General features: G+C 68.7%; 14 protein-coding genes and 1 pseudogene. 5 read left to right on the forward strand and 10 right to left on the reverse strand.

The genetic code is table 11. The features are described 5' to 3' along the window. Positions 1–75 precede the first annotated feature (75 nt). Genes ACIRC0_RS34760 through ACIRC0_RS34775 form a run of 4 tightly spaced genes read right to left on the reverse strand, consistent with a single transcriptional unit; the run spans position 76 to position 4,501 of the window. Positions 76–1,332, reverse strand: a complete 1,257-nt coding sequence (locus ACIRC0_RS34760; protein ID WP_403624539.1) for a glycosyl hydrolase — start codon at positions 1,330–1,332, stop codon at positions 76–78. A gap of 56 nt (positions 1,333–1,388) precedes the next feature. Beyond that, positions 1,389–2,300, reverse strand: coding sequence for a carbohydrate ABC transporter permease (locus ACIRC0_RS34765; RefSeq protein WP_403624542.1), 912 nt, complete (start codon positions 2,298–2,300; stop codon positions 1,389–1,391). Further along, entirely contained in the window at positions 2,297–3,199 is a 903-nt protein-coding gene (locus ACIRC0_RS34770) for a carbohydrate ABC transporter permease (protein ID WP_403624545.1), read from the reverse strand. The genes ACIRC0_RS34765 and ACIRC0_RS34770 overlap by 4 nt, the downstream gene beginning before the upstream one ends. Positions 3,200–3,205: 6 nt before the next feature. Then, positions 3,206–4,501, reverse strand: a complete 1,296-nt coding sequence (locus ACIRC0_RS34775; protein WP_403624548.1) for an ABC transporter substrate-binding protein — start codon at positions 4,499–4,501, stop codon at positions 3,206–3,208. A gap of 237 nt (positions 4,502–4,738) precedes the next feature. Here ACIRC0_RS34775 and ACIRC0_RS34780 point away from each other — a divergent pair, with 237 nt between their 5' ends. Further along, a complete protein-coding gene (locus ACIRC0_RS34780; protein WP_403624648.1) occupies positions 4,739–5,785 on the forward strand; it encodes a LacI family DNA-binding transcriptional regulator in 1,047 nt (348 codons plus the stop codon). A 175-nt stretch (positions 5,786–5,960) separates the two neighbouring features. On the opposite strand, the gene ACIRC0_RS34785 is transcribed toward ACIRC0_RS34780, so the two are convergent. Continuing rightward, positions 5,961–7,286 carry a glycoside hydrolase family 3 N-terminal domain-containing protein gene (locus ACIRC0_RS34785; RefSeq protein WP_403624551.1) on the reverse strand — a complete coding sequence of 442 codons (1,326 nt, stop codon included), beginning with the start codon at positions 7,284–7,286 and terminating at the stop codon, positions 5,961–5,963. A 335-nt stretch (positions 7,287–7,621) separates the two neighbouring features. Here ACIRC0_RS34785 and ACIRC0_RS34790 point away from each other — a divergent pair, with 335 nt between their 5' ends. The 3 genes from ACIRC0_RS34790 to ACIRC0_RS34800 all read left to right on the forward strand — a co-directional run bounded on the left by ACIRC0_RS34790 (position 7,622) and on the right by ACIRC0_RS34800 (position 9,737). Next, positions 7,622–7,855 (forward strand): WhiB family transcriptional regulator, encoded by a 234-nt coding sequence (locus ACIRC0_RS34790; protein ID WP_403624554.1) that lies wholly within the window; start codon positions 7,622–7,624, stop codon positions 7,853–7,855. A 136-nt stretch (positions 7,856–7,991) separates the two neighbouring features. After that, the gene (phoU, locus tag ACIRC0_RS34795; RefSeq protein WP_403624557.1) at positions 7,992–8,663 is read left to right on the forward strand and encodes a phosphate signaling complex protein PhoU; all 672 of its coding nucleotides are present in this window, start codon (positions 7,992–7,994) and stop codon (positions 8,661–8,663) included. 615 nt (positions 8,664–9,278) lie between these two features. Beyond that, positions 9,279–9,737, forward strand: a complete 459-nt coding sequence (locus ACIRC0_RS34800; protein WP_403624560.1) for a PPOX class F420-dependent oxidoreductase — start codon at positions 9,279–9,281, stop codon at positions 9,735–9,737. Positions 9,738–9,884: 147 nt separating this feature from the next. Here ACIRC0_RS34800 and ACIRC0_RS34805 read toward each other — a convergent pair whose 3' ends face one another. The 5 genes and pseudogenes from ACIRC0_RS34805 to ACIRC0_RS34825 all read right to left on the reverse strand — a co-directional run bounded on the left by ACIRC0_RS34805 (position 9,885) and on the right by ACIRC0_RS34825 (position 14,636). Next, positions 9,885–10,736, reverse strand: coding sequence for a restriction endonuclease (locus tag ACIRC0_RS34805; RefSeq protein ID WP_403624563.1), 852 nt, complete (start codon positions 10,734–10,736; stop codon positions 9,885–9,887). 275 nt (positions 10,737–11,011) lie between these two features. After that, entirely contained in the window at positions 11,012–11,965 is a 954-nt protein-coding gene (locus ACIRC0_RS34810) for a phosphotransferase family protein (RefSeq protein ID WP_403624566.1), read from the reverse strand. Between the two features lie 381 nt (positions 11,966–12,346). Next, positions 12,347–12,654: pseudogene (locus ACIRC0_RS34815) on the reverse strand (LysE family translocator); the annotation flags it as partial. Between the two features lie 259 nt (positions 12,655–12,913). Next, entirely contained in the window at positions 12,914–13,681 is a 768-nt protein-coding gene (locus ACIRC0_RS34820) for a class I SAM-dependent methyltransferase (protein ID WP_403624569.1), read from the reverse strand. A gap of 460 nt (positions 13,682–14,141) precedes the next feature. Further along, positions 14,142–14,636 (reverse strand): hypothetical protein, encoded by a 495-nt coding sequence (locus ACIRC0_RS34825; RefSeq protein WP_403624572.1) that lies wholly within the window; start codon positions 14,634–14,636, stop codon positions 14,142–14,144. A gap of 226 nt (positions 14,637–14,862) precedes the next feature. Between ACIRC0_RS34825 and ACIRC0_RS34830 the strand changes: the two genes are divergently transcribed. Continuing rightward, positions 14,863–18,279: an NACHT domain-containing protein gene (locus tag ACIRC0_RS34830; RefSeq protein WP_403624574.1), complete on the forward strand. Its 3,417-nt coding sequence runs from the start codon at positions 14,863–14,865 to the stop codon at positions 18,277–18,279. Positions 18,280–18,294: the final 15 nt, after the last annotated feature.

The following is an 18,294-nucleotide window of genomic DNA, read 5'->3' on the forward strand; positions in this document are numbered from 1 at the left end:
GGGGTGCTCCTGCTCCATAAGGGATCGCGGGTGGTCTTGCCAAGTGTCTGTGGCGGGTCGGGCAGGGGAGGAGTGTCACGTGAGACGGCTCGCCTGCGGTGCGGGGAGCACCTGATCGGCGCTGACGACCTCGGTGATGCCGCGCGCGCCGAGATGGTCCGTGTCGTCGGCACGGGTGTCGAGCACGGTGGTGGGGCGGGCGCCGTCGGCGGTCAGCCGGAAGAAGGCGTCGAAGACGTGGCCGCCGGGGGCGAGCGCCGGGCGCAGCGCCGGATCGGCGGGCACGACGAGGGCGGTGGTCCGCGGCGCCGGGGCGTGGGCGGTGTCGCGGGCGGCGCGGGCCAGGACGTGCGCGATGTCCTTCGGCTGCCGGTCGTTGCTGAGCAGTCCGAGGGTGTACTCGAGCTCCGGGAAGTCGGCGAGGCCGCGGGAGACGTCGTGGGAGCACCACCAGGTGACGCCCCACAGGCCGGGGCAGTCCAGGACGTGGGTGAGGGTCGCCTCGGCGAAGGCGGCGGCGTGCTCGGCGGGGACCAGCGGGGCGGGCGCGCCGACCTCCTGGAGCCAGACCGGTCGGCGCGGGTCGTCGGCCCAGGCCTTGCTGAGCTCGACGAGGTAGGCGGCGTGGTGTTCGCTCGGCACGGAGGCGCGGCCGTGTCGCTGGGCGGTGCCGTTGAACACCCATGAATGGACCGCCGTGACGACGCCGTGCCGGGCGGCCTGGGCCGGGGTGAACGGCATGTCGTGCTGGTACCAGGTGGCGTCGTACTCGGCGTGCAGGTGCAGCCGGCCCGGCGCGCCCTCCTCGCAGGCGGCGAGCATGCGCCGCAGCCAGGCGTCGATCTGTTCGGGGGTGGCCCGGTCGGGGTCGGGATGGGGACCGGCGGAGAACTGGTTGATCTCGTTGCCGAGGGTCATGCCGATGAAGTTGGGCCGGTCGGCGAGGGCGGCGGCGAGGGTGCGCAGGTAGGCGGCCTGGCCGTCGATCACCTCAGGGTCTGTGAAGAGGTTTCGCCGGTGCCAGGTCCGCGTCCAGGCCGGCAGGAAGTCGAAGCTGGACAGGTGGCCCTGCAGGCCGTCCACATTCACATCGAGGCCGCGTTCGGCCGCCGCGTCGGCGAGCGCCACGAGTTGTTCGACGGCGCGCGGCCGGATCAGGGTGCGGTTGGGCTGGAAGTACGGCCACAGCGGGAAGACCCGGATGTGGTCCAGGCCCAGCGCGGCGATCGAGTCGAGGTCGGCGCGTACGGAGTCCAGGTCGAAGTCGAGCCAGTGGTGGAACCACCCTTCGCTCGGTGTGTAGTTGACGCCGAAGCGCACGGCAGAAGGCATGCGGAGTTCCTAGTGTGGTGGTGGGGGGTTTCGGCTCGGGTGCTGTACCCAGGTCTTCAGCCCTTCACCGCACCCTCGCCGACCCCCCGGAAGAAGTACCGCTGGAGGCAGGCGAAGAGGACGATGAGCGGAGCGACGGCGATGACCGTGCCCGCGGCGACCAGGCGCTGGTCGTTGGCGAAGGTGCCGTGCAGGTAGTTGAGGCCGATGGTGAGGGTGAACTTGGACGGGTCGCTGAGCACGATGAGCGGCCACAGGAAGTCGTCCCAGGCACCCATGAAGGCGAAGATCGCGACGACGGCGAGGGTGCCCCTGACCGAGGGCAGCGCGATGCGCACGAACCGCTGCCAGACGTTGGCGCCGTCGACGTACGCCGCCTCCTCGATCTCGAACGGGAGGTTGAGGAAGGCGTTGCGCATCAGCAGCACGTTCATCGCGGCGACGCACCCGGGCAGCACCACGCCGATGAGCGTGTTGTTCAGGCCCAGGTCCCGCATGGTGGTGAACTGGGCGATGATGATGCTCTCCGCGGGCACCAGCATGGCCAGGACGAAGACGAGGGTGGCCACGCGGCGCCCCCGGTAGCGCAGCCGGGCCAGGGCGTAGCCCGCCAGGGCGGAGCCGACGCAGTTGGTGACGACGTTGGCGGCGGCCACCTTCAGCGAGTTCAGGGCGTAGTCCCACACGGGGATGGTGTCGGCGACCCGCGCGTAGTTGTGCAGGGTGGGATGGGCGGGCAGGAACGACGGCGGCGAGCTGTAGATGTCCTCCGTCGGGCCTTTCAGCGACGTCGACAGCTGCCACAGGAACGGGCCGATGGTCAGCGCCAGCACGATGAGCAGCAGGACGTAGCGCACGACGAGTTCCCACGCCCGAACGCGGCGGCCGTGCTCGTCGGTGAGTGGGGACCTGGACTCACGCGCCGGGGCCGGGCGACGGGCGGGCCGCGCCTTCTCGATCACGCTCATGCCTCGTCCTTCCGGTCGGCGCGCAGCACCAGCAGCATCAGCACCACGGTGACGACGAAGACGACCAGGGAGATCGCGGAGGCGTAGCCGACGCGGCCGGTCAGACCGGTGCCGGTGCGCTGGACGAGCATGACCAGGGTCGTGTCCTCGCCGGCCGGACCGCCGCTGGGGCCGGCCATCAGGTACACCTCGGAGAACACCTTGAACGCGGCGACCGAGGACAGGGCCGCGACCAGGACCATGGTGGAGCGGACTGCGGGCACGGTCACGGTGAGGAAGCGGCGGACCGCGCCCGCGCCGTCGACCGCGGCCGCCTCGTGCAGTTCGCGCGGCACGTTGGCCAGTGCGGCCAGATAGATGATCATGTAGTAGCCGAGACCCTTCCACACGGTGACGGCCATGGCGCTCACCAGGAGCAGCCACTGGTCGCTGAGGAAGCCGACCGGACCGGCACCGAGCGTCTCCAGCAGCGAGTTCACCAGGCCGCGTTCGTCCAGCAGCCACACCCAGATCAGACCCACCACGACGATCGAGGCGACGACCGGGGTGTAGAAGGCGGACCGGAAGAACGCGATGCCGGGGATGTTCTTCTGTACCAGCAGGGCCAGTAGCAGCGGCAGGACCACGAGCGCGGGGACGACCCCGAGGACGTAGAGCGTGCTGTTGCGCAGGCCGACCCAGAACACGTCGTCGTGGAGCAGCTCGCGGAAGTTGGCGAGGCCCACGAACCGGCCGGGTATCAGGGTGCGCCGGTCGGTGAAGGCGTCGACCACCGTGGAGAGGAACGGATAGAGGACGAACGCGCCGGCGACGAGAAACCCGGGCGCTGCGAACAGCCACGGACTGGTGGGCAGCTGACGCCGCACCCGGGAGCCGGAGGGAGCAGTGGAACCGGCCATGGTGACTCAGCCCTGCTGCAGCAGCTGGTCGCACGCCTTGACAGCGTTGTCGAGCGCCGCCTTCGGGCTCTGCTTGCCCTGCAGCGCCTTGGCGACCTCGTTGCGCAGCGCGGTCTTCATCTGGTCGCTGAACAGCACGGGCGTGTAGTTGACGGCCGTCTTGAGCGACTTGGCCGCGGCGACCCGGACGCGGGTCTCGTCGGTGCCGTCCTCCTTGGTGAAGTACGGGTCTTCCAGGGAACCGGCGGTGCTCGGGAAGATGGCCACCTTCTTCGCGAACGACATCTGGTTCTGTGCGTCGGTGATGAAGTGCGCGAAGGCGACCGCGGCGGGCTTCTCCTTGGACCTGGAGTTCACCAGCAGACCCATCACGTACATGTTGACGTGACCGGTGTTGGTGATCTGGTCGGTGATACCGATGTTCTTGTACAGGGTCGGTGCCTGCGTCTTGAAGTTGTGCAGGTCCAGGGCGCTGCCGGGGTTCATGGCGACGGCGCCGGTGAGGAACTTCTGGCCGGACGACTCCGGAGTGGCGGTCAGGGCCTGCGGGTCGAGCGCCTTGGCGTCGAACAACTGCTTGTACTTGGTGAGCAGTTCGACACCCTTGGCGTCGTTGAAGGCGAAGGCGGTGCCCTGCTTGTTCATCAGCTCGACGCCGTAGCGGCCGAAGTCCTCGATGGTGGGCACGTTGGCGAGCGTGGCGACCTTGCCGTGCGTCTTCTGCGCGATCCGCAGGCCGTCCTGGAACAGCTCGGTGTACGTCCTCGGCGGCTGGTCCGGGTTCAGACCGGCCTCCTTGAACAGGGCCTTGTTGTAGAAGAGCGGCCCGGTGTTGAGGTACCAGGGGAACGCGTACGTCCCCTCCAGACCCGGCATCCGACTGCTGGCCCAGGCGCCGGGGAGGTACTCGTTCTGGTACTTCGCGGCCGCCTTGTCCTTGTCGAGGTCGAGTGCGAGGCCTGCCTTGGCGAGCGGGGCCGCCAGGTCCGGGGACACGTTGACGACGTCGGGCAGGGTCCCGGCGGCCGCATCCGCGCTGATCTTGTCGGCGTAGCCCTCGGCGGGCTGATCGATCCACTTCACGTGGGTGCCCGGGTACTTCTTCTCGAAGTCGGCGATCAGGCCCTCGAAGTAGGACTTGAAGTTGGCGCGCAGGTTCCAGGTCTGGAAGGAGATGTCGCCCTGGACCTTCCCCGAGGAGTCGCTCGACGAACTGTCGCCGCTCCCGGAGCCACAGGCGCTCAGGGGCAGGAGGACCGCGGCGGTGGCAGCGGTGGCGAGGATTCTGCGGGAGATGCGCACGGCTGAAGGCTCCTTTGCATGGCGGGCCACGGCGACGGTGCCGGCCCGGGTACAGAGGCAGACCTTGCATCCTTCTCCGGGAAAAAGTCAATGGATTCCGACGGATCTTTGGCTTCGGCTCGATAAAGTCGCAGGTCAGGTCCGGTTGCTGGGCCTCTTGCACTCGATCGCTAATGCGCTTTAGAGTAGTTCCACTCAACCGCTTTAGTGCTGAGGTTCCGTGGAATGGGGGAAGTGTTGTCAGGCAAGCGTTCACCCGCGCGCCGGCCGACGATGAGGGACATCGCGGAGCGCGCCGGGGTGTCCGAGAGTGCCGTCTCCTTCGCCCTCAACGGCCGCCCCGGCGTCTCGGAGGTCACCCGTGCCCGGGTGCGCAGGGTGGCCGAACAGCTGGGCTGGCGTCCCAGCACCGCAGCACGCCAACTGTCCGGCGAGGGCGCGGCCACGGTCGGCTTCGTGCTGGCCCGCCCCGCGCACACCCTCGGCGTCGACTCCTTCTTCCTGCAACTCGTCTCCGGCATCCAGGAGGTGCTCGCCGAGCGGCATTTGGGCCTGCTGTTCCAGGTGGTGGAGGACATCGAGGACGAGTGCGCGGTCTACCGGAGGTGGTGGGCCGAGCGCCGGGTGGACGGCGTCCTTGCGGTCGACCCGCGCACCGACGACCCCCGCCCCGGCCTCCTCGACGAACTCGGCCTGCCCGCCGTGGTGATCGGCGGCGCCCCGGACGAGCGCCACTCCGGGATGTCGACGGTGTGGGCGGACGACGCCGGCGCGATGGCGGCGGTCGTGGGCGAGCTGCACGCTCTCGGCCACCGCCGGATCGTGCACATCGCAGGCCTCCCCGGGCTCGCGCACACCCAGCGCCGTATGCGCAGTCTGCGCGCGGAGGCCGAACGGCACGGCCTGACGGAGGTCCGCTCGGTGACCACCGACTACTCGGACGTGGAAGGAGCCGCCGTCACTCGCTCGGTCCTCTCAGGTCCCGCCGCGCCGACCGCGCTGATCTACGACAACGACGTGATGGCGGTCGCCGGGGTCGCCGCCGCGGCCGAGCTCGGCTTCTCCGTCCCGGACGACGTATCGGTGGTCGCCTGGGAGGACTCCGTGCTGTGCCGCATGGTCAAGCCGTGGCTCTCCGCGCTCTCCCGCGACAGCGTCGAGTTCGGGCGTACCGCGGCGCGTGAGCTGACCTCCCTGCTGGACGGTTCACCGGCGCGGACGGTACGTGTGCCGCTGCCAGAGCTGATCGTCCGGCAAAGCACGGGCAGAGCACGCGAAGCCTGAACCGGCCGTACCGCTTGCCGGACCGCACCACCGACACCCATCCCCGAGGGCGGGGTTGTCCTCGACGGCCCGGCAACGCGTGGCCTCCGCCACATTCCGGTGACCATCCCTCCGGCACGTTCCCCGGTGGGGCGGACGGCGCTCCGTCCTTGTCCCACGGCGGACGTATACGCGCTCAGCGACAGACGAGCAACCCCGCAGCCTGCTTCGCGGCGAGGATCCGATGCACGCTGTCGTCCACCTTGGCTCGGAAGGAGGCGTCCTGCTGCATCCGGGTCCGGACCGCCTGCGCCATCGCCGGTACCGTGCTCGGCCGCACGGTCAGGATCATGTCTCCGCCTGCCGAAAGGAAGTTCAGCGCCCGCTGCGCCGGGGTGAAGGACCGTACCGCGACCGCGTTCCCGAGGTCGTCCGAGATCACCACGCCTTTGAAGCCCATGTCACGGCGCAGCAGTTGACCGATGACAGTCGGCGAGAAGACCGCCAGGTGCTTGGAGTCGATCTTGGTGTAGGTGGCCAATGAGACCATCACGAACGGCGAACCGGCACGGATCCCCGCCCGGAAGGGCATGAGACCGGAGCTGCCGGCGGTCGTCACCGAGTCCACGACGTTCGCGCTGACGTCGGTGTTGCCGATCACCTGGCCGAGTCCCGGAAAGTGCTTGAGTGTCGTCATCACGCCCGACTGCGCGAAGCCGGCGGCGAAGGCGTTGCTGTGGGAGGTCACGGTGCCGGCGGTGTGGCCGTACTCACGGCCGAAGTAACCGATGGGGGCGTTGCGGGTGCCCAGGCCTGCCGGGACCACGTCGGCGACGGGGGCCAGATCGAGGTCGACTCCGGCTGCCTTCAGCTCCTTGGCCCAGCCCGCGGCCCGCGTACGCAGTGTCGTGACCGGCCAGCTGCCCTGGGTCAGCCCGCTGGGAATGGCCGAGAATCCCGCGCCGCTCAGCACCTGCACCCGGCCGCCCTCCTGGTCGGTGGCGACCATCAGCCCGATGCGCTTACCGGCTACCTGGTCCGCCTGACCGCGAAAACCGTCGACCACCCTTCTGGTCACCGTTGTGCCGGCGCTGCTGCGCCCGGTGAGCATGATGGATCCCACGTGATGGTCACGCAGAGTGCGCAGCTGGGTCTCGTCCGGGTGGGCCGCGGAGACTCCACCCATGAAAAGCTGTCCGACCCGCTGAGCGGGAGTCATGCCGGAGAAGTACCGGTCCGTGCAGGTGGCAGCGGGTGTCGGCGGTGCGGTACTCGTGGCGGCCGAGGAGGTGGCCCCGGTGGTGGCCGAGGCGGCACTGGTCGCGGTGCCGCTGGGCAGGGGACCGGCACCGGGGGTTTCCGTGCCAGGGCTGGTGGCGAGAGGCCGGGGGGAGTCGGCCGGTCCCCCTTGCGTGGCCGACGGGCCGCAGGCGGTGGCGGTCAGTGCCAGCATGATCAGCGGGGTCATGGTGCGCAGGGAGGGGGAGCGGCGCCTTCCCGGCCGGCGGAGTCGGGTGGTCATGGGTTTCTCTCCTGAGCTTGTTGCTCGGATCGCTTCGGTCCGCGGGGCTTGAGAGCCGCTTGCGGCACGGCGAGCTTGGGCCGGCTGTTTCCATCACACCGTACGTCGATTCGCATCCGCATCCGACCTGGGCCCCTGATGGCCCAGGCCAGGGCACCGCTGCCCTGTCCAATCACACCTTGCGGCGGGTCGCCCGGCGGTGAAAAGGTCGGCATATAGACGAAAGCCTCAATTCCCTCTTATTTTGGACGGTGCCTTGCAGGGGTGATCACGAGCGGGACCTCATCGGTGCCGCACTGCACCACGCTCGCGTGATGCCGGCAAGTGGAGGTGCTGTGAACTGGCGTGAGATGGCCGCCTGCCGCTTTGAAGACCCTGAACTGTTCTTTCCCGTCAGCGACGTCGGCTCGTCTCTTCTCCAGGTCGAACGAGCCAGGCAGGTCTGCCACCGCTGCCCCGTCTTGCGTGAATGTCGCAGGTGGGCGCTGCGCTACGGCGAGACGGACGGCGTGTGGGGCGGGCTCACACCGCGTCAACGGCGGGCGCTGGCCCAGGCCGGTCGCATCTGAGGTGGCGCGGTGCCGTGCCCGGTGTGCGCGAGTCTGACAACGGGACACGGGACAGGGGACACGGGACAAGGGACACGCGAAGACGGGATAACGGGGCGAAAGGCCGGCGAACACACGATCGGACGGTGAGGACGCGATGCGGGACGCCTATCACGAGGAGTTGGGTGCGATCAGCGATGCGCTGGTGGAGATGGCGAACCTGGTCGGCTCGGCCATCGGCCTTGCCACCACCGCGCTCCTGGACGCCGATCTCCAGCTTGCCGAGAGCGTGATCTCCGCCGACCGGAAGGTCGATGACCTGCAGCGTGACCTGGAGAACCGGGCGATCGCGGTGCTGGCCCGACAGCAGCCGGTCGCCACCGACCTACGGACCGTGGTCACCTCGCTGCGCATGAGCGCGGACTTGGAACGTTCCGGAGACCTTGCCCAGCATGTGGCCAAGCTGGCCCGGATGCGTTATCCCGAACGTGCCGTGCCCCGCGATCTGCGCCGCACGATCCTGGAGATGGGCCAGCTCGCGCAGCGCCTGATGGCGCAGGCAGCCGAAGTGATCCTCACCCAGGACGTCAAGGCGGCCCTCCAGCTGGAACAGGACGACGACCGTATGGACGAGCTCCACCGCACGACTTTCCAGCACCTGATGGACGAACGCTGGCAGCACGGAGTGGAGACAGCCGTGGACGTCGCGCTCGTCGGCCGGTACTACGAGAGGTTCGCCGACCACGCGGTGTCGGTGGCTCAGCGCGTCGTCTACTTGGTCACGGGTGAGCACGCGGACCAGCTGCCCACCGACCGGCCTTTGGCCTGATGCGGCGAGTGCCTGATCTTGGAGCTGCGTCCTGGTGGCGCGATCGTTCAACGCGGCGAGGCGCTGCCTGCCCTCGGGTGGAACTCAGCTTGAGTCCAACCGGGTGCGTGCTGGGCCCGACTCCTCTGTGACGGCTCTTCTGCCCGGGAGTCATGGCCCTGCGACGATTCTTCCTCCGCTCTTCCTGGAGTTTCCAGCGAAGATCAATCTCTGTGTTTCTACGACCGCGGCGCTGTCCGCCCCCGACCGGGTGGAGCGCCGGCACGAAGCGGTGACGAACACCCTCGTACAGCTTGGCGTCCATCGGGCGACGACGTGGCCGTGGTCGGCAACTCGGCTGAGAGCCGGCCTCGAGCCGCGTTTCTCGCCGCGGCGGACGGGGCCGGGTTGGCGCCGGTGAGTGGGATACCGGTCATGGCGTGCCGGGCCGCCACGATGTCCGCCGCCAAGGGCACCGGCTGTTCGTTGGTGTGGGCGCCACGCGGTGCACGACCCAGCGTTGGGTGCCGAGGCCGGAACCGTGCTCGGTGCCGCGGCGGGCGGTGTTGTCGAAGTGGCGGCTTGGACTCACAGCGTTGATGAAATTGCTGGACAGCCACGGGCGTTGATCAGATCATGACTCAAGGACCAGCACCTCGCCCACTGTCCGACGAATCCCTCTCTGAACTGCTTGGCAATCAGCGGTTCGGTACGCTCGCCACCGTCAAGCGCAGTGGCCATCCTCACCTGACCACCATGCTGTACAGCTGGGACTCCAAGGCCCGCATTGTGCGGTTCTCGACGACGGCCGACCGCATCAAGGTCCGGCACCTGCGGCGCGACCCGCGTGCCGCGCTGCATGTGCAGGGCGGTGACGTGTGGTCGTTCGCCGTCGCAGAAGGAGAGGCCGAGGTCTCCGAGATCACGAGGGTTCCTGGCGACGAGGTTGGTCGAGAACTGCTCGGAATGATCCCGCAGGACGCAAGGCCGGAGGACGAGGATGCGTTCCTGGAACAGTTGGTTGCCGAGCGGCGACTGGTCATCCGGTTGAAGGTGGACCGGCTGTATGGAACGGCGCTCGACATCGACGGCTAGGGCAGGTCGGGCTGCCGCTGTTGGTCGTGGCCGTCGTGGCTCGTGGCCGTCGTGGCCATGTGGCCGTGTGCCTGGCGCCACCGCGCGGGCGTCCGGCTGCGTGGCGGGTGCCTACGGCGGTTGCTGGTCAAAGCCACTCGTCGAAGATCAGCGTACGTCCGTGTCCGGCGTCCGTGGCCGCCAGGGTTCCGGCCCGGTGCCGTCGCTCCACGCCTGCAGGTCCTCACGGTCCCAGCACACGATCCCGCACTGCTCGGCGTACTCCAGTGCTGGGGCGGTGAAACCGCTGGTGGTGACGACGATCGCGACATCCGCCCCGTGGACGGTGAAGCACGTGCCGCCGAAGCGCTGGAGGTCCTGGGAACCGACCCGATTGGTATCGCCGTAGCGCTTGCACTGGATGACGACACGCCTTCCGTCCGGAGCCGTGGCCACCACGTCGGCGCCGAGGTCCCCGGCTCCGCCGACGACCTCGACATCCGTGCACCCGTCGCGCTCGCACAGGGCGGCTGTCGCCTGCTCGAACTCATCGGGATCCAGGGTCTCGAGGTCGACGGGCCCGGTTGTCGGAGGGGCGGTCGCCACGTCGGGCGTGAGCGTGACGGCCTCCTCGGCGTTACGGGAGGCCGCGGGTGCCTCGTGGGGATCCGACCGCCCGGCGGGTACGACGAGCGGTCCGTCGGCCGTGGCGGATGCGGCGGGGGCCCGGCCGGGAGAAGGCTCGTGATCCAGCACGTCGAGTGCCGTCCTGGTCGCCTCGTCCAGCGCGGCGGTGGCCGTGCGCGCGGTCCGTGCCACGGAGAACGGATGGCGCCGACGCCGCCGCAGGAGCAGGGCGGCTGTCAGCACGAGAACTCCGAGGACGACGGCCCAGACGGGGCGCTGCTCGGCGACACTGATCGCCGTGCGGGCGGTCAAGCCCACAAGGCTGACGACAGCGGCCAGGAGACCGAAGAACAGGGCCGTGTAGCGCAGGTCGAAGGCGCGCCGAGGGTTCACTGGTCGCCTACGGCGGACGGGTGTTGCCACGAGGTTTATTCCCCCCAACGGGACCGATACGAAGATCACTTCCCGTCTGCCCTGGATCGTGGGGTTCACCACCGTTACGGCGCCCCAGCGATCTTCGCGACCGGTTGCACACGTGCACTGCGCAGGACGCCGGCCGTGATGCCCCACAAGGGGAGCCACTTCCGCACCGATGGGCGGGCAGTCGGTTCCCGAACGGTCTGTGGGGCTGGATCCGCATGGGGTTGGTGACGGCTAAGAGGATTTGCTCAGGCGGGAAGCTGCTGCAGGCGCTGCAGTTGTTCGGTCAGCCGGCTGGTGGCCCAGCGGTACATCGGCTCGTACTCCACGGGATCGTAGGCGCGTACCGCCGCCTCGGTGACGAGGATGAGTCCGAGGTACACGTTGTACATGGTCAGGCGTACCCGCTCCCGGTCGGTGAGCGCTCGTCCGAGGAACCCGTCGAGCACGCCGGGCACCGTGTCAGGCTCGCGGAACATCAGCAGGGACACCAGCTCTGCGATGGGGTCGGCGTACAGCGCCCGCTCTCCGTCGATGATCCCTTCGATGTGCAGGTCGTCGTTGACGAAGACGTTGCCGTCCCACAGGTCGAAGTGGACCAGCGCCGGGCGTCCGACATCGTCCAGCAGCGGCGCGTGGCGGCGGATCAGTGCGGCGACGTCGTCTGCCGCCATGGGCAGCACCCTGTCGTATTCGACCGCGTCGGCCAGAATGTCGTCGATGAGGTCCAGGAACGAGGTGCGCCAACTGGTGGAGCGGGTACGGCCGTCGCGGCGCGGGTAGCCGAACAGTTCGCCGGTGACTGTGGTGATCCTGGCGCCGATCTGACCGAGGTCGCGGCGGATCGCGTACAGCTGCTCCGGGGTGAGCTGCGGAGCCAGGGCATGGAGGGTGGTGCCGTTCAGCCGGTCGAGCAGGAGGTAGCCGGCGTCGAGGTCGGCGTAGCGGATGGTGGGCAGTGGTACGCCTGCCTCGGCGGCCCGCTGGAAGAACTCGTGCTCGGTGCGCATGAGGTCGACCTCGTACCGCAGCAGCCTCAGCTCCGGGGGCGGGGCGGCCTTGAGGACGAGGCGGGCGCCGTCGGCGAGATCGACGCCGTAGACGGCGTTGAAGAACCCGTCGGTGAACTCGTGCAGCGACATGATCTCTGCGGTGGGGCCGAGCGCTGCGGTGATCACCCGTTGGATCTCGGATCTGTCCATGTGTCGCTTGGTGGCACTGTGCACCCGCAGATCGTGGCAAGCGCTTTCCGACATGGCAAGACCCGCTGCATTTCACCATCAACCCGCCGCGACCGCCTCGCTCGTGCCGCAGCGCGCAGCCCCCGACCCCTGTACGGGTGGGGGCTGTGCCGCCATCGAGCCGGGTGCCCCTGGGGCCGGGCAAGGCCGACAGCCCCCACGACGTCTGCCCGGACACAGGCCTGGCCCGCCTGGCCTACGACGGGCAGCCCGCGCCCTGCTCTGATGGCGAAGTCCCGGCGCGAGAAGCCGGAGACGTCCGCCGCTACTTCGAGCCTCGGCCGGAGGGGATCTCCGAGCTGACCAGTCTGCTCGCCCCGGGGCGATCGGCAGCGCTGATGGTCAGGGCTGAGTCGTGGCGACGTTCAGGCCGAACCCGATCAGGACGACGCCGATGACACGGTCCATGGCCCGGCGCACGGCAGGCTTCTGGAAGAACACGCGTGCCCTGGCAAGCAGCATCACGTAGCCGCCGAGCCACACAGCGGTCAGCGCCGCATGGCGGGGACCAGCAGCGCCATACCGGTGTGGGGGGAAAGCCCGGACGGGGCCAGCATCGGCAGCAGACCGGTGTAGAAGACGGCGATCTTGGGGTTGAAGACGTTGCTGACCAGGCCGGTCCGCCAGGGGTTGCCGGCAGGTGCGGCAGGGGGCATGTCCACGGCCTGCGCCTGTGTGCGCCGGCTGAGCATGCCTTCAGTCTCACATCGCGTGGCGCGGGCCGGATCACGTGACCGCGGACCGAACGGGCAGTGCCCCCGGCGCAACGTGCGAACTGCTTCCGCGGAGTTGAAAGACTCTTCCGTCAGCCTGGACAAACTTGCGCAACTCACGGCCGTTCGTTCCTCAGTGGCGGACAAGGCAGAACGGATGTCCCGCCGGGTCAGCTGCCGAGGCGTCGTTCATTCGTCAGCTCTCGGAGCGTCGACGCGCGAGATGGACGGTAATGTCGGCGGAAATCTCTACCCTGTCCGGGAGGACCTGCATTATGTCGCTGAACACCTGCTTTCGTTCCAAGGCCGGCAGGACGAGATAAGCCGAAATGGTTGAGAGATGCCCAACGTAGTCACGAGCACTCATGGTCAAGCGCCGTTCGATAATGGATTGTTCAACACCGGTGAACCACTCGGACCGTTGCAGCTCCGTACCCGGCCACTGCATTTCATGCCCCGGAGGTGTCCCGTCTGGGGACGGAATCTCGTCGCTCTCCAAAAACGGTGCTCGCGCCGCGCGAACAGCTTCCTCCACTGCCGGGTCAGCCAGTCGGAATGGCCCGCCGCACGAGGCGAACACACCACCCGGCTCCAGCAGCGCGGCCATGCGTGACCACCGGCCCTCGGGATTCGTCCAATGCAGTGCTGCTGCCGCATAAACCAGGCCGTACCGCTCGCCCGGTCGCAAGTCCTCGAACGCAGCTTGCACCGTCCTGACGTTTCCCGGCACGTGCTTGCGCAGCTCGGCGAGCATGGACCCGTCAGGCTCGGTCGCAGTGACCATGACCCCCCGTTGAGCGAACAGGCGAGTTGCTTTGCCTGTCCCAGCGCCGATCTCGAGGGCAGTCCGAACGGGATGACCCGCGTACGCCATCACCATGTCGAACAGCTCAACGGGATACCCCGGCCGGAACCGTTCGTATGCTTCCGCCACCACTCCGAAGCTCAGCGCGCGACCAGACATGCCGAGCATCCTGACACGACCCGCGCCGTCGGTTCTCGATCTTTTGCCCGACTCAGACACGAGCTGATGTCTCAAGCAGCCGCGGGCCGCCGGTGTAGTGGTGGTGGCCGAACGGGACACCGGTCTCGACGCTCAGGTTCTCAAAGAAGTTGCTGATCGCCGGTCCGGCGCGGTGCGGTGCCGTGGACCCTCCTGCGGGCGACGCAGTTCCACGAGTTCGCGGGTCAGGTGCTGAGCGGCGTACCCGGGCCGATCGCGATGGTACCGACGGCGCGGAGACTGGCTGCCGTGGCGCCCGGCGCTTCGGCGAGTACCGGGCGATGCCCGAGCGCCTCTCACCACACAGTGGAGCCTACGGCGCTCGGCCTCCACAGGCGCGGAACGGGTCCGTGCGGCTCAGCCGCCGGTGGACAGGGTCAGACCGAGCCGGATCTGGCTGTCCGCGGTGGCCACTATGGTCTCAACGACGTTTCGGGTTCCAGCCGAGCGTCGAACGGGCCTTTTGATTGCTGATGAGGGGGATCCGCCCCTGCAGGGCCGCGGCGTCCCGCAGAGCCGGTTCGGTCTTCGCGGCCTCGCGTACCTGCTCGATGGTCAGTTCCGCGGAAGGCAGTAGATCGGCCGCGGCGGGGAAGTGCTCACGCAGGATCTGCGCCATGCCGAAAAGGCTGATCGCCGGTCCGCCGACGGCGATGAAGCGCTCGCCCGCCGCTTTCGGGTGCAGCATGGCGCGCAGATGCAGATCCACGACGTCGCGCACGTCGACGCGCCGAAATACATGATCGGCACCACCGGCATCTGCCCGGTACGCACGAAACGGTATCTGCGGTGACGACGGCGGCGAAGCCTCCGGGAGCGGTCCGGAACGGGGTGCCTCGGGTCCCGGGGCGATGGCGTTCACGCGTAGGCTGCGCGGCGCCAACTCCACGCGGTCACGTTCGGCGACACCGAGCATGTCCGGAGCAGCTCCGGACGGGGTGGCGCGGTACTTCCCCAAGTGCCGCAACTGCCCCTGAGGACTGCCTAAATCGCTGACCTGACGGTAGTCGATGTCCTAGGGTGATAGCGGGCGGACAGCAACGAAAGCGGTGGCGGGGACCACGGCGGGCCCAGCCGGCTGCTCGGGCGACTCCACCACAGCAGGCAGCCACCGAACACTACTTCTGCGGAGAATGTGAACCGTGGGACCGGAACGCTTCCGCATCGCCGCCGTGCTCGGCACCCGCCAGGGCAGCGGGTATCTCTTGACACCCCGTCTCGTCCTCACCGCCGGACACCTGGTGCAAAACCGCTACTTGGCGAAGGTCGCGACGCTCGGCGGTGTCGGCGAGGTCGAATGCCGCGTGGTGTGGTCGCGGCACGACCGCGAGTGCGATGCCGCGCTGCTGCTGGCCAAGCGAGACCTGATCCCTGCCGAACTCGCCGAGCAACTGGAGCCGGTGCGCTGGGGCGTGCCCTCCGGACTCGCGCCGATGGAATCCTGCCAAGCCATCGGCTTCCCGCAGATGCAGCGCGACGGCGAGGACGGACTCGACACGGAGCAGGTGGTGGGCACGTTCAAGCCTGGTTCGCGCATGGTCCGCTCGCGGTATGTACTCGACAGCCCGTACACGCCGCCTCTCGCGCGGGCGGAAGGCCTCTCGCCGTGGGCCGGCATGTCCGGTGCGGCTCTGTTCGCGCAGGGAACGATCATCGGTGTGGTGGTGACCGACCCCGTCAACTGGCAGCACGGTCGCCTTGAAGCCGTACGGAGCCGCGTCCTCTTCGGGGATCCGGAGTTCGTGGAGCGGCTGGTGAAACACACCGGTCATCAGCCGACCGTGGACGAACTCACGGATCCCGAGCACAACCCGCACGCCCAGTTCGAGCGCCGGTACGCAGCGTACGTGGCCGAGTTCTACAACGAACTCAGGATTTTCGGGCTCGACTTCAGCCGTCAGGAACACGCGCAGTGGCCGCTGGACACGGCGTATCTGAGCCTGGAGCTGGCGCCCCACCACAGGCGAAGGTTCGGATCGCAGGACACCGTCGGCGAGCCGGGCGGCCGGTTCCACGATCCGGTCGGCGGCGGCCGGCAGCGCGTCGAGACGGCGTTCGCACGCCGGACCCGCATCCTCCTGCGCGGCCACGCCGGTTCCGGCAAGACGACCTTGGTGCAGTGGCTGGCCGTGACCGCCGCCCGGCGGGAGTTTCCCCTGGCGCTCGGGCACCTTCAGGGCTGCCTGCCGTTCGTTCTGCCCCTGCGCACCCTCACCCGGCGCGATGCGCTGCCGGAACCACAGGACTTCCTCTCCGCCGTCGGCAATCCGCTGCACTCCCTGCAGCCAGAAGGCTGGGCCGACCAGGTCCTCCAGTCCGGGCGCGGGCTCCTGCTCATCGACGGCGTGGACGAGATCCAGGAAAGCGACCGACAGCGAACCCGGGACTGGCTCAAGCAGCTGATCACCCTCTACCCCGACTGCGTCTTCCTGGTGACGACCCGGCCCTCGGCAGTGGACGACGGCTGGCTGAGCAGTCAGCAGTTCACCGAGCTGAACCTGCTGCCGATGAACCGTCAGGACGTCACCGCGTTCATGCACCGCTGGCACCAGGCAGCCGCCCGGACCGTCGAGCGCTCAGATGAACGGGCCCAGCTGGCGGAGTACGAGCAGGTACTGGCCGATGCCCTGCCCCGCAAGAACGACTTGGGCCGCCTTGCGACCAACCCCCTGATGTGCGCGATGATCTGCGCACTGCACCGCGACCGCAATTCCTACCTGCCGCAGAACCGGCTGGAGCTCTACGAGGCCGCGCTCAGCATGTTGCTCGTCCGTCGCGACGTGCAGCGGAGGGTCGCCACGCACCTGCAGATCAACGAGAGCGCACAACTGTGGCTGCTGCAGCAGCTCGCCTACTGGATGATCCGCAACGGCCATGCCGAGGCCGACCGCTCCAACGTGCTGCGGGTCGTCGCCGATGCCCTGCGCTCGATGCCCCAGGTCGCCGCCCCCGAGCAGGCCGCGGACGTCCTGGACCACCTGCTGCTTCGCAGTGGAATTTTGCGCGCGCCGTCCCCCGACACCGTCGAGTTCATCCACCGCACTTTCCAGGACTACCTCGGATCCAAGGCCGCTGTGGAGGGTCAGGACCTCCACCTGGTGGCCGCGCACGCCCACGAGCCGCAGTGGGAGGACGTGGTGCGGATGGCGGTCGGGCACGCCCGCGCGGACGAACGCGCCATACTGCTGCGCCGCCTGCTGGAACTCGGCGACACGGCCGCCTCCCCGCAGCGCGAGCGGCTGCACCTGCTTGCCGCAGCGTGCCTGGAGCACGCGACGGCACTAGCCCCTGACGTTCGCGCCGAGGTCGAGAGGCGTGCGGCAGCTCTGGTCCCGCCCGAGAGCCCGGCGGACGCCGAGCTGCTCGCTCAGGCCGGAACGGTGGTACTGGACCTGCTCCCCTCGCCCGAGGGGCTCACGGTGGGGCAGGCCGGCGCGGTCGTCCGTACCGCCCGCCTGCTGGGCGGGGAGCACGCCTATCAGGTGCTGCACTCCTTCCGGGCACATCCGGACCAGAACGTCCGACAGGAGCTCGCCGACGCCTGGGACGGCTTCGACGCCCGGGCATACGCAGAGGGCATCCTCGTCCACACACCGCTTGCAGGAGTACGCCTCACCGTAAGCAGTGCGGCGCAGCTCTCCGCGCTTTCCACGATGGGTCCGGTCCCCGTGCTCGCCTGCGTGGGCGACTTCCCGGCAGAGGCACTCTCGCCCGTGCTCCGCCGCGCCCGTCCGGACGACTTCACCCTGGATGCCAACGACGTCCTGCGCGACCTGGACTTCCTTGCGGTGGACCTGCCGGAGCTCTCCGCGTTGTGCCTCTCCGACTGCGGCGGCCTCACGGACTACTCGGCGCTGCGTCGCCTCGGTATGAACACCGTCATACTCCGGAACGTGCCCAGCGGCCCCGACCTGTCCCCGTTGCAGGACGTGGAGACACTCCACAATGCGACTTTTCGATGGGACCGGGGCGGGGCGGCACGCCGCCTCACGCTGACAGACGTCCCCTTTCCGACGAGTCTCCGACGCCTCCGGGTCCTCGGCAACCTGGTCGTCGCCGACCTCCATTCCATCCGTCGCTGGCCGCACCTCACCTCGCTCGCCCTGTCCGGCGCACCGGTGCCGGCCGAAGAGCTGGCCGCGCTCAGCCGGCTACCCTCGCTGAAGGACGTGGACCTCACCATCGAGGACCTTTGCCCGTCCGACCTCTCCCAGGTGGTCCGTCTGCCCGGTGTCACCAGCGCGCAGGTGAGCACCTATGCGACCGGAGACCTCTGCACCGCAGATCTTCTTTCCCGGATGCTTCCTTCGGTTCAGGAGCTGAGCCTGCACGTGCAGTTCACGCATGCAGGCCGCAGGTCGGCGACCGTGGACCTCTCCGCGCTCGCCGGCATTGCCGATGTCTCGGTCACTCTGAGCTGGGCATCCTCAGGCGATCTGCGGGTCACCGGAGCCGAATGCCTGCCGCCTGGTTCGGTACGCCAGGTGCTGACGTACCACCCCACGTCCGATGCGCCGAAGCCACCGTCTCCCTGGTGGCGCCGCCTCAGCGGCCGGTGACGAAGACGGGACCGG

Source organism: Streptomyces sp. NPDC093984, assembly GCF_044764595.1.
Classification (GTDB): Bacteria; Actinomycetota; Actinomycetes; order Streptomycetales; family Streptomycetaceae; genus Streptomyces; species Streptomyces cynarae.

Bases quoted from the DNA above. Each gene is read 5' to 3' on its own strand.
- ACIRC0_RS34760 (WP_403624539.1), bottom strand. From the start codon at position 1,332: ATGCCTTCTGCCGTGCGCTTCGGCGTCAACTACACACCGAGCGAAGGG.
- ACIRC0_RS34765 (WP_403624542.1), bottom strand. From the start codon at position 2,300: ATGAGCGTGATCGAGAAGGCGCGGCCCGCCCGTCGCCCGGCCCCGGCG.
- ACIRC0_RS34770 (WP_403624545.1), bottom strand. From the start codon at position 3,199: ATGGCCGGTTCCACTGCTCCCTCCGGCTCCCGGGTGCGGCGTCAGCTG.
- ACIRC0_RS34785 (WP_403624551.1), bottom strand. From the start codon at position 7,286: ATGACCACCCGACTCCGCCGGCCGGGAAGGCGCCGCTCCCCCTCCCTG.
- phoU (WP_403624557.1), top strand. From the start codon at position 7,992: ATGCGGGACGCCTATCACGAGGAGTTGGGTGCGATCAGCGATGCGCTG.
- ACIRC0_RS34800 (WP_403624560.1), top strand. From the start codon at position 9,279: ATGACTCAAGGACCAGCACCTCGCCCACTGTCCGACGAATCCCTCTCT.
- ACIRC0_RS34810 (WP_403624566.1), bottom strand. From the start codon at position 11,965: ATGGACAGATCCGAGATCCAACGGGTGATCACCGCAGCGCTCGGCCCC.
- ACIRC0_RS34820 (WP_403624569.1), bottom strand. From the start codon at position 13,681: ATGTCTGGTCGCGCGCTGAGCTTCGGAGTGGTGGCGGAAGCATACGAA.
- ACIRC0_RS34825 (WP_403624572.1), bottom strand. From the start codon at position 14,636: ATGCTCGGTGTCGCCGAACGTGACCGCGTGGAGTTGGCGCCGCGCAGC.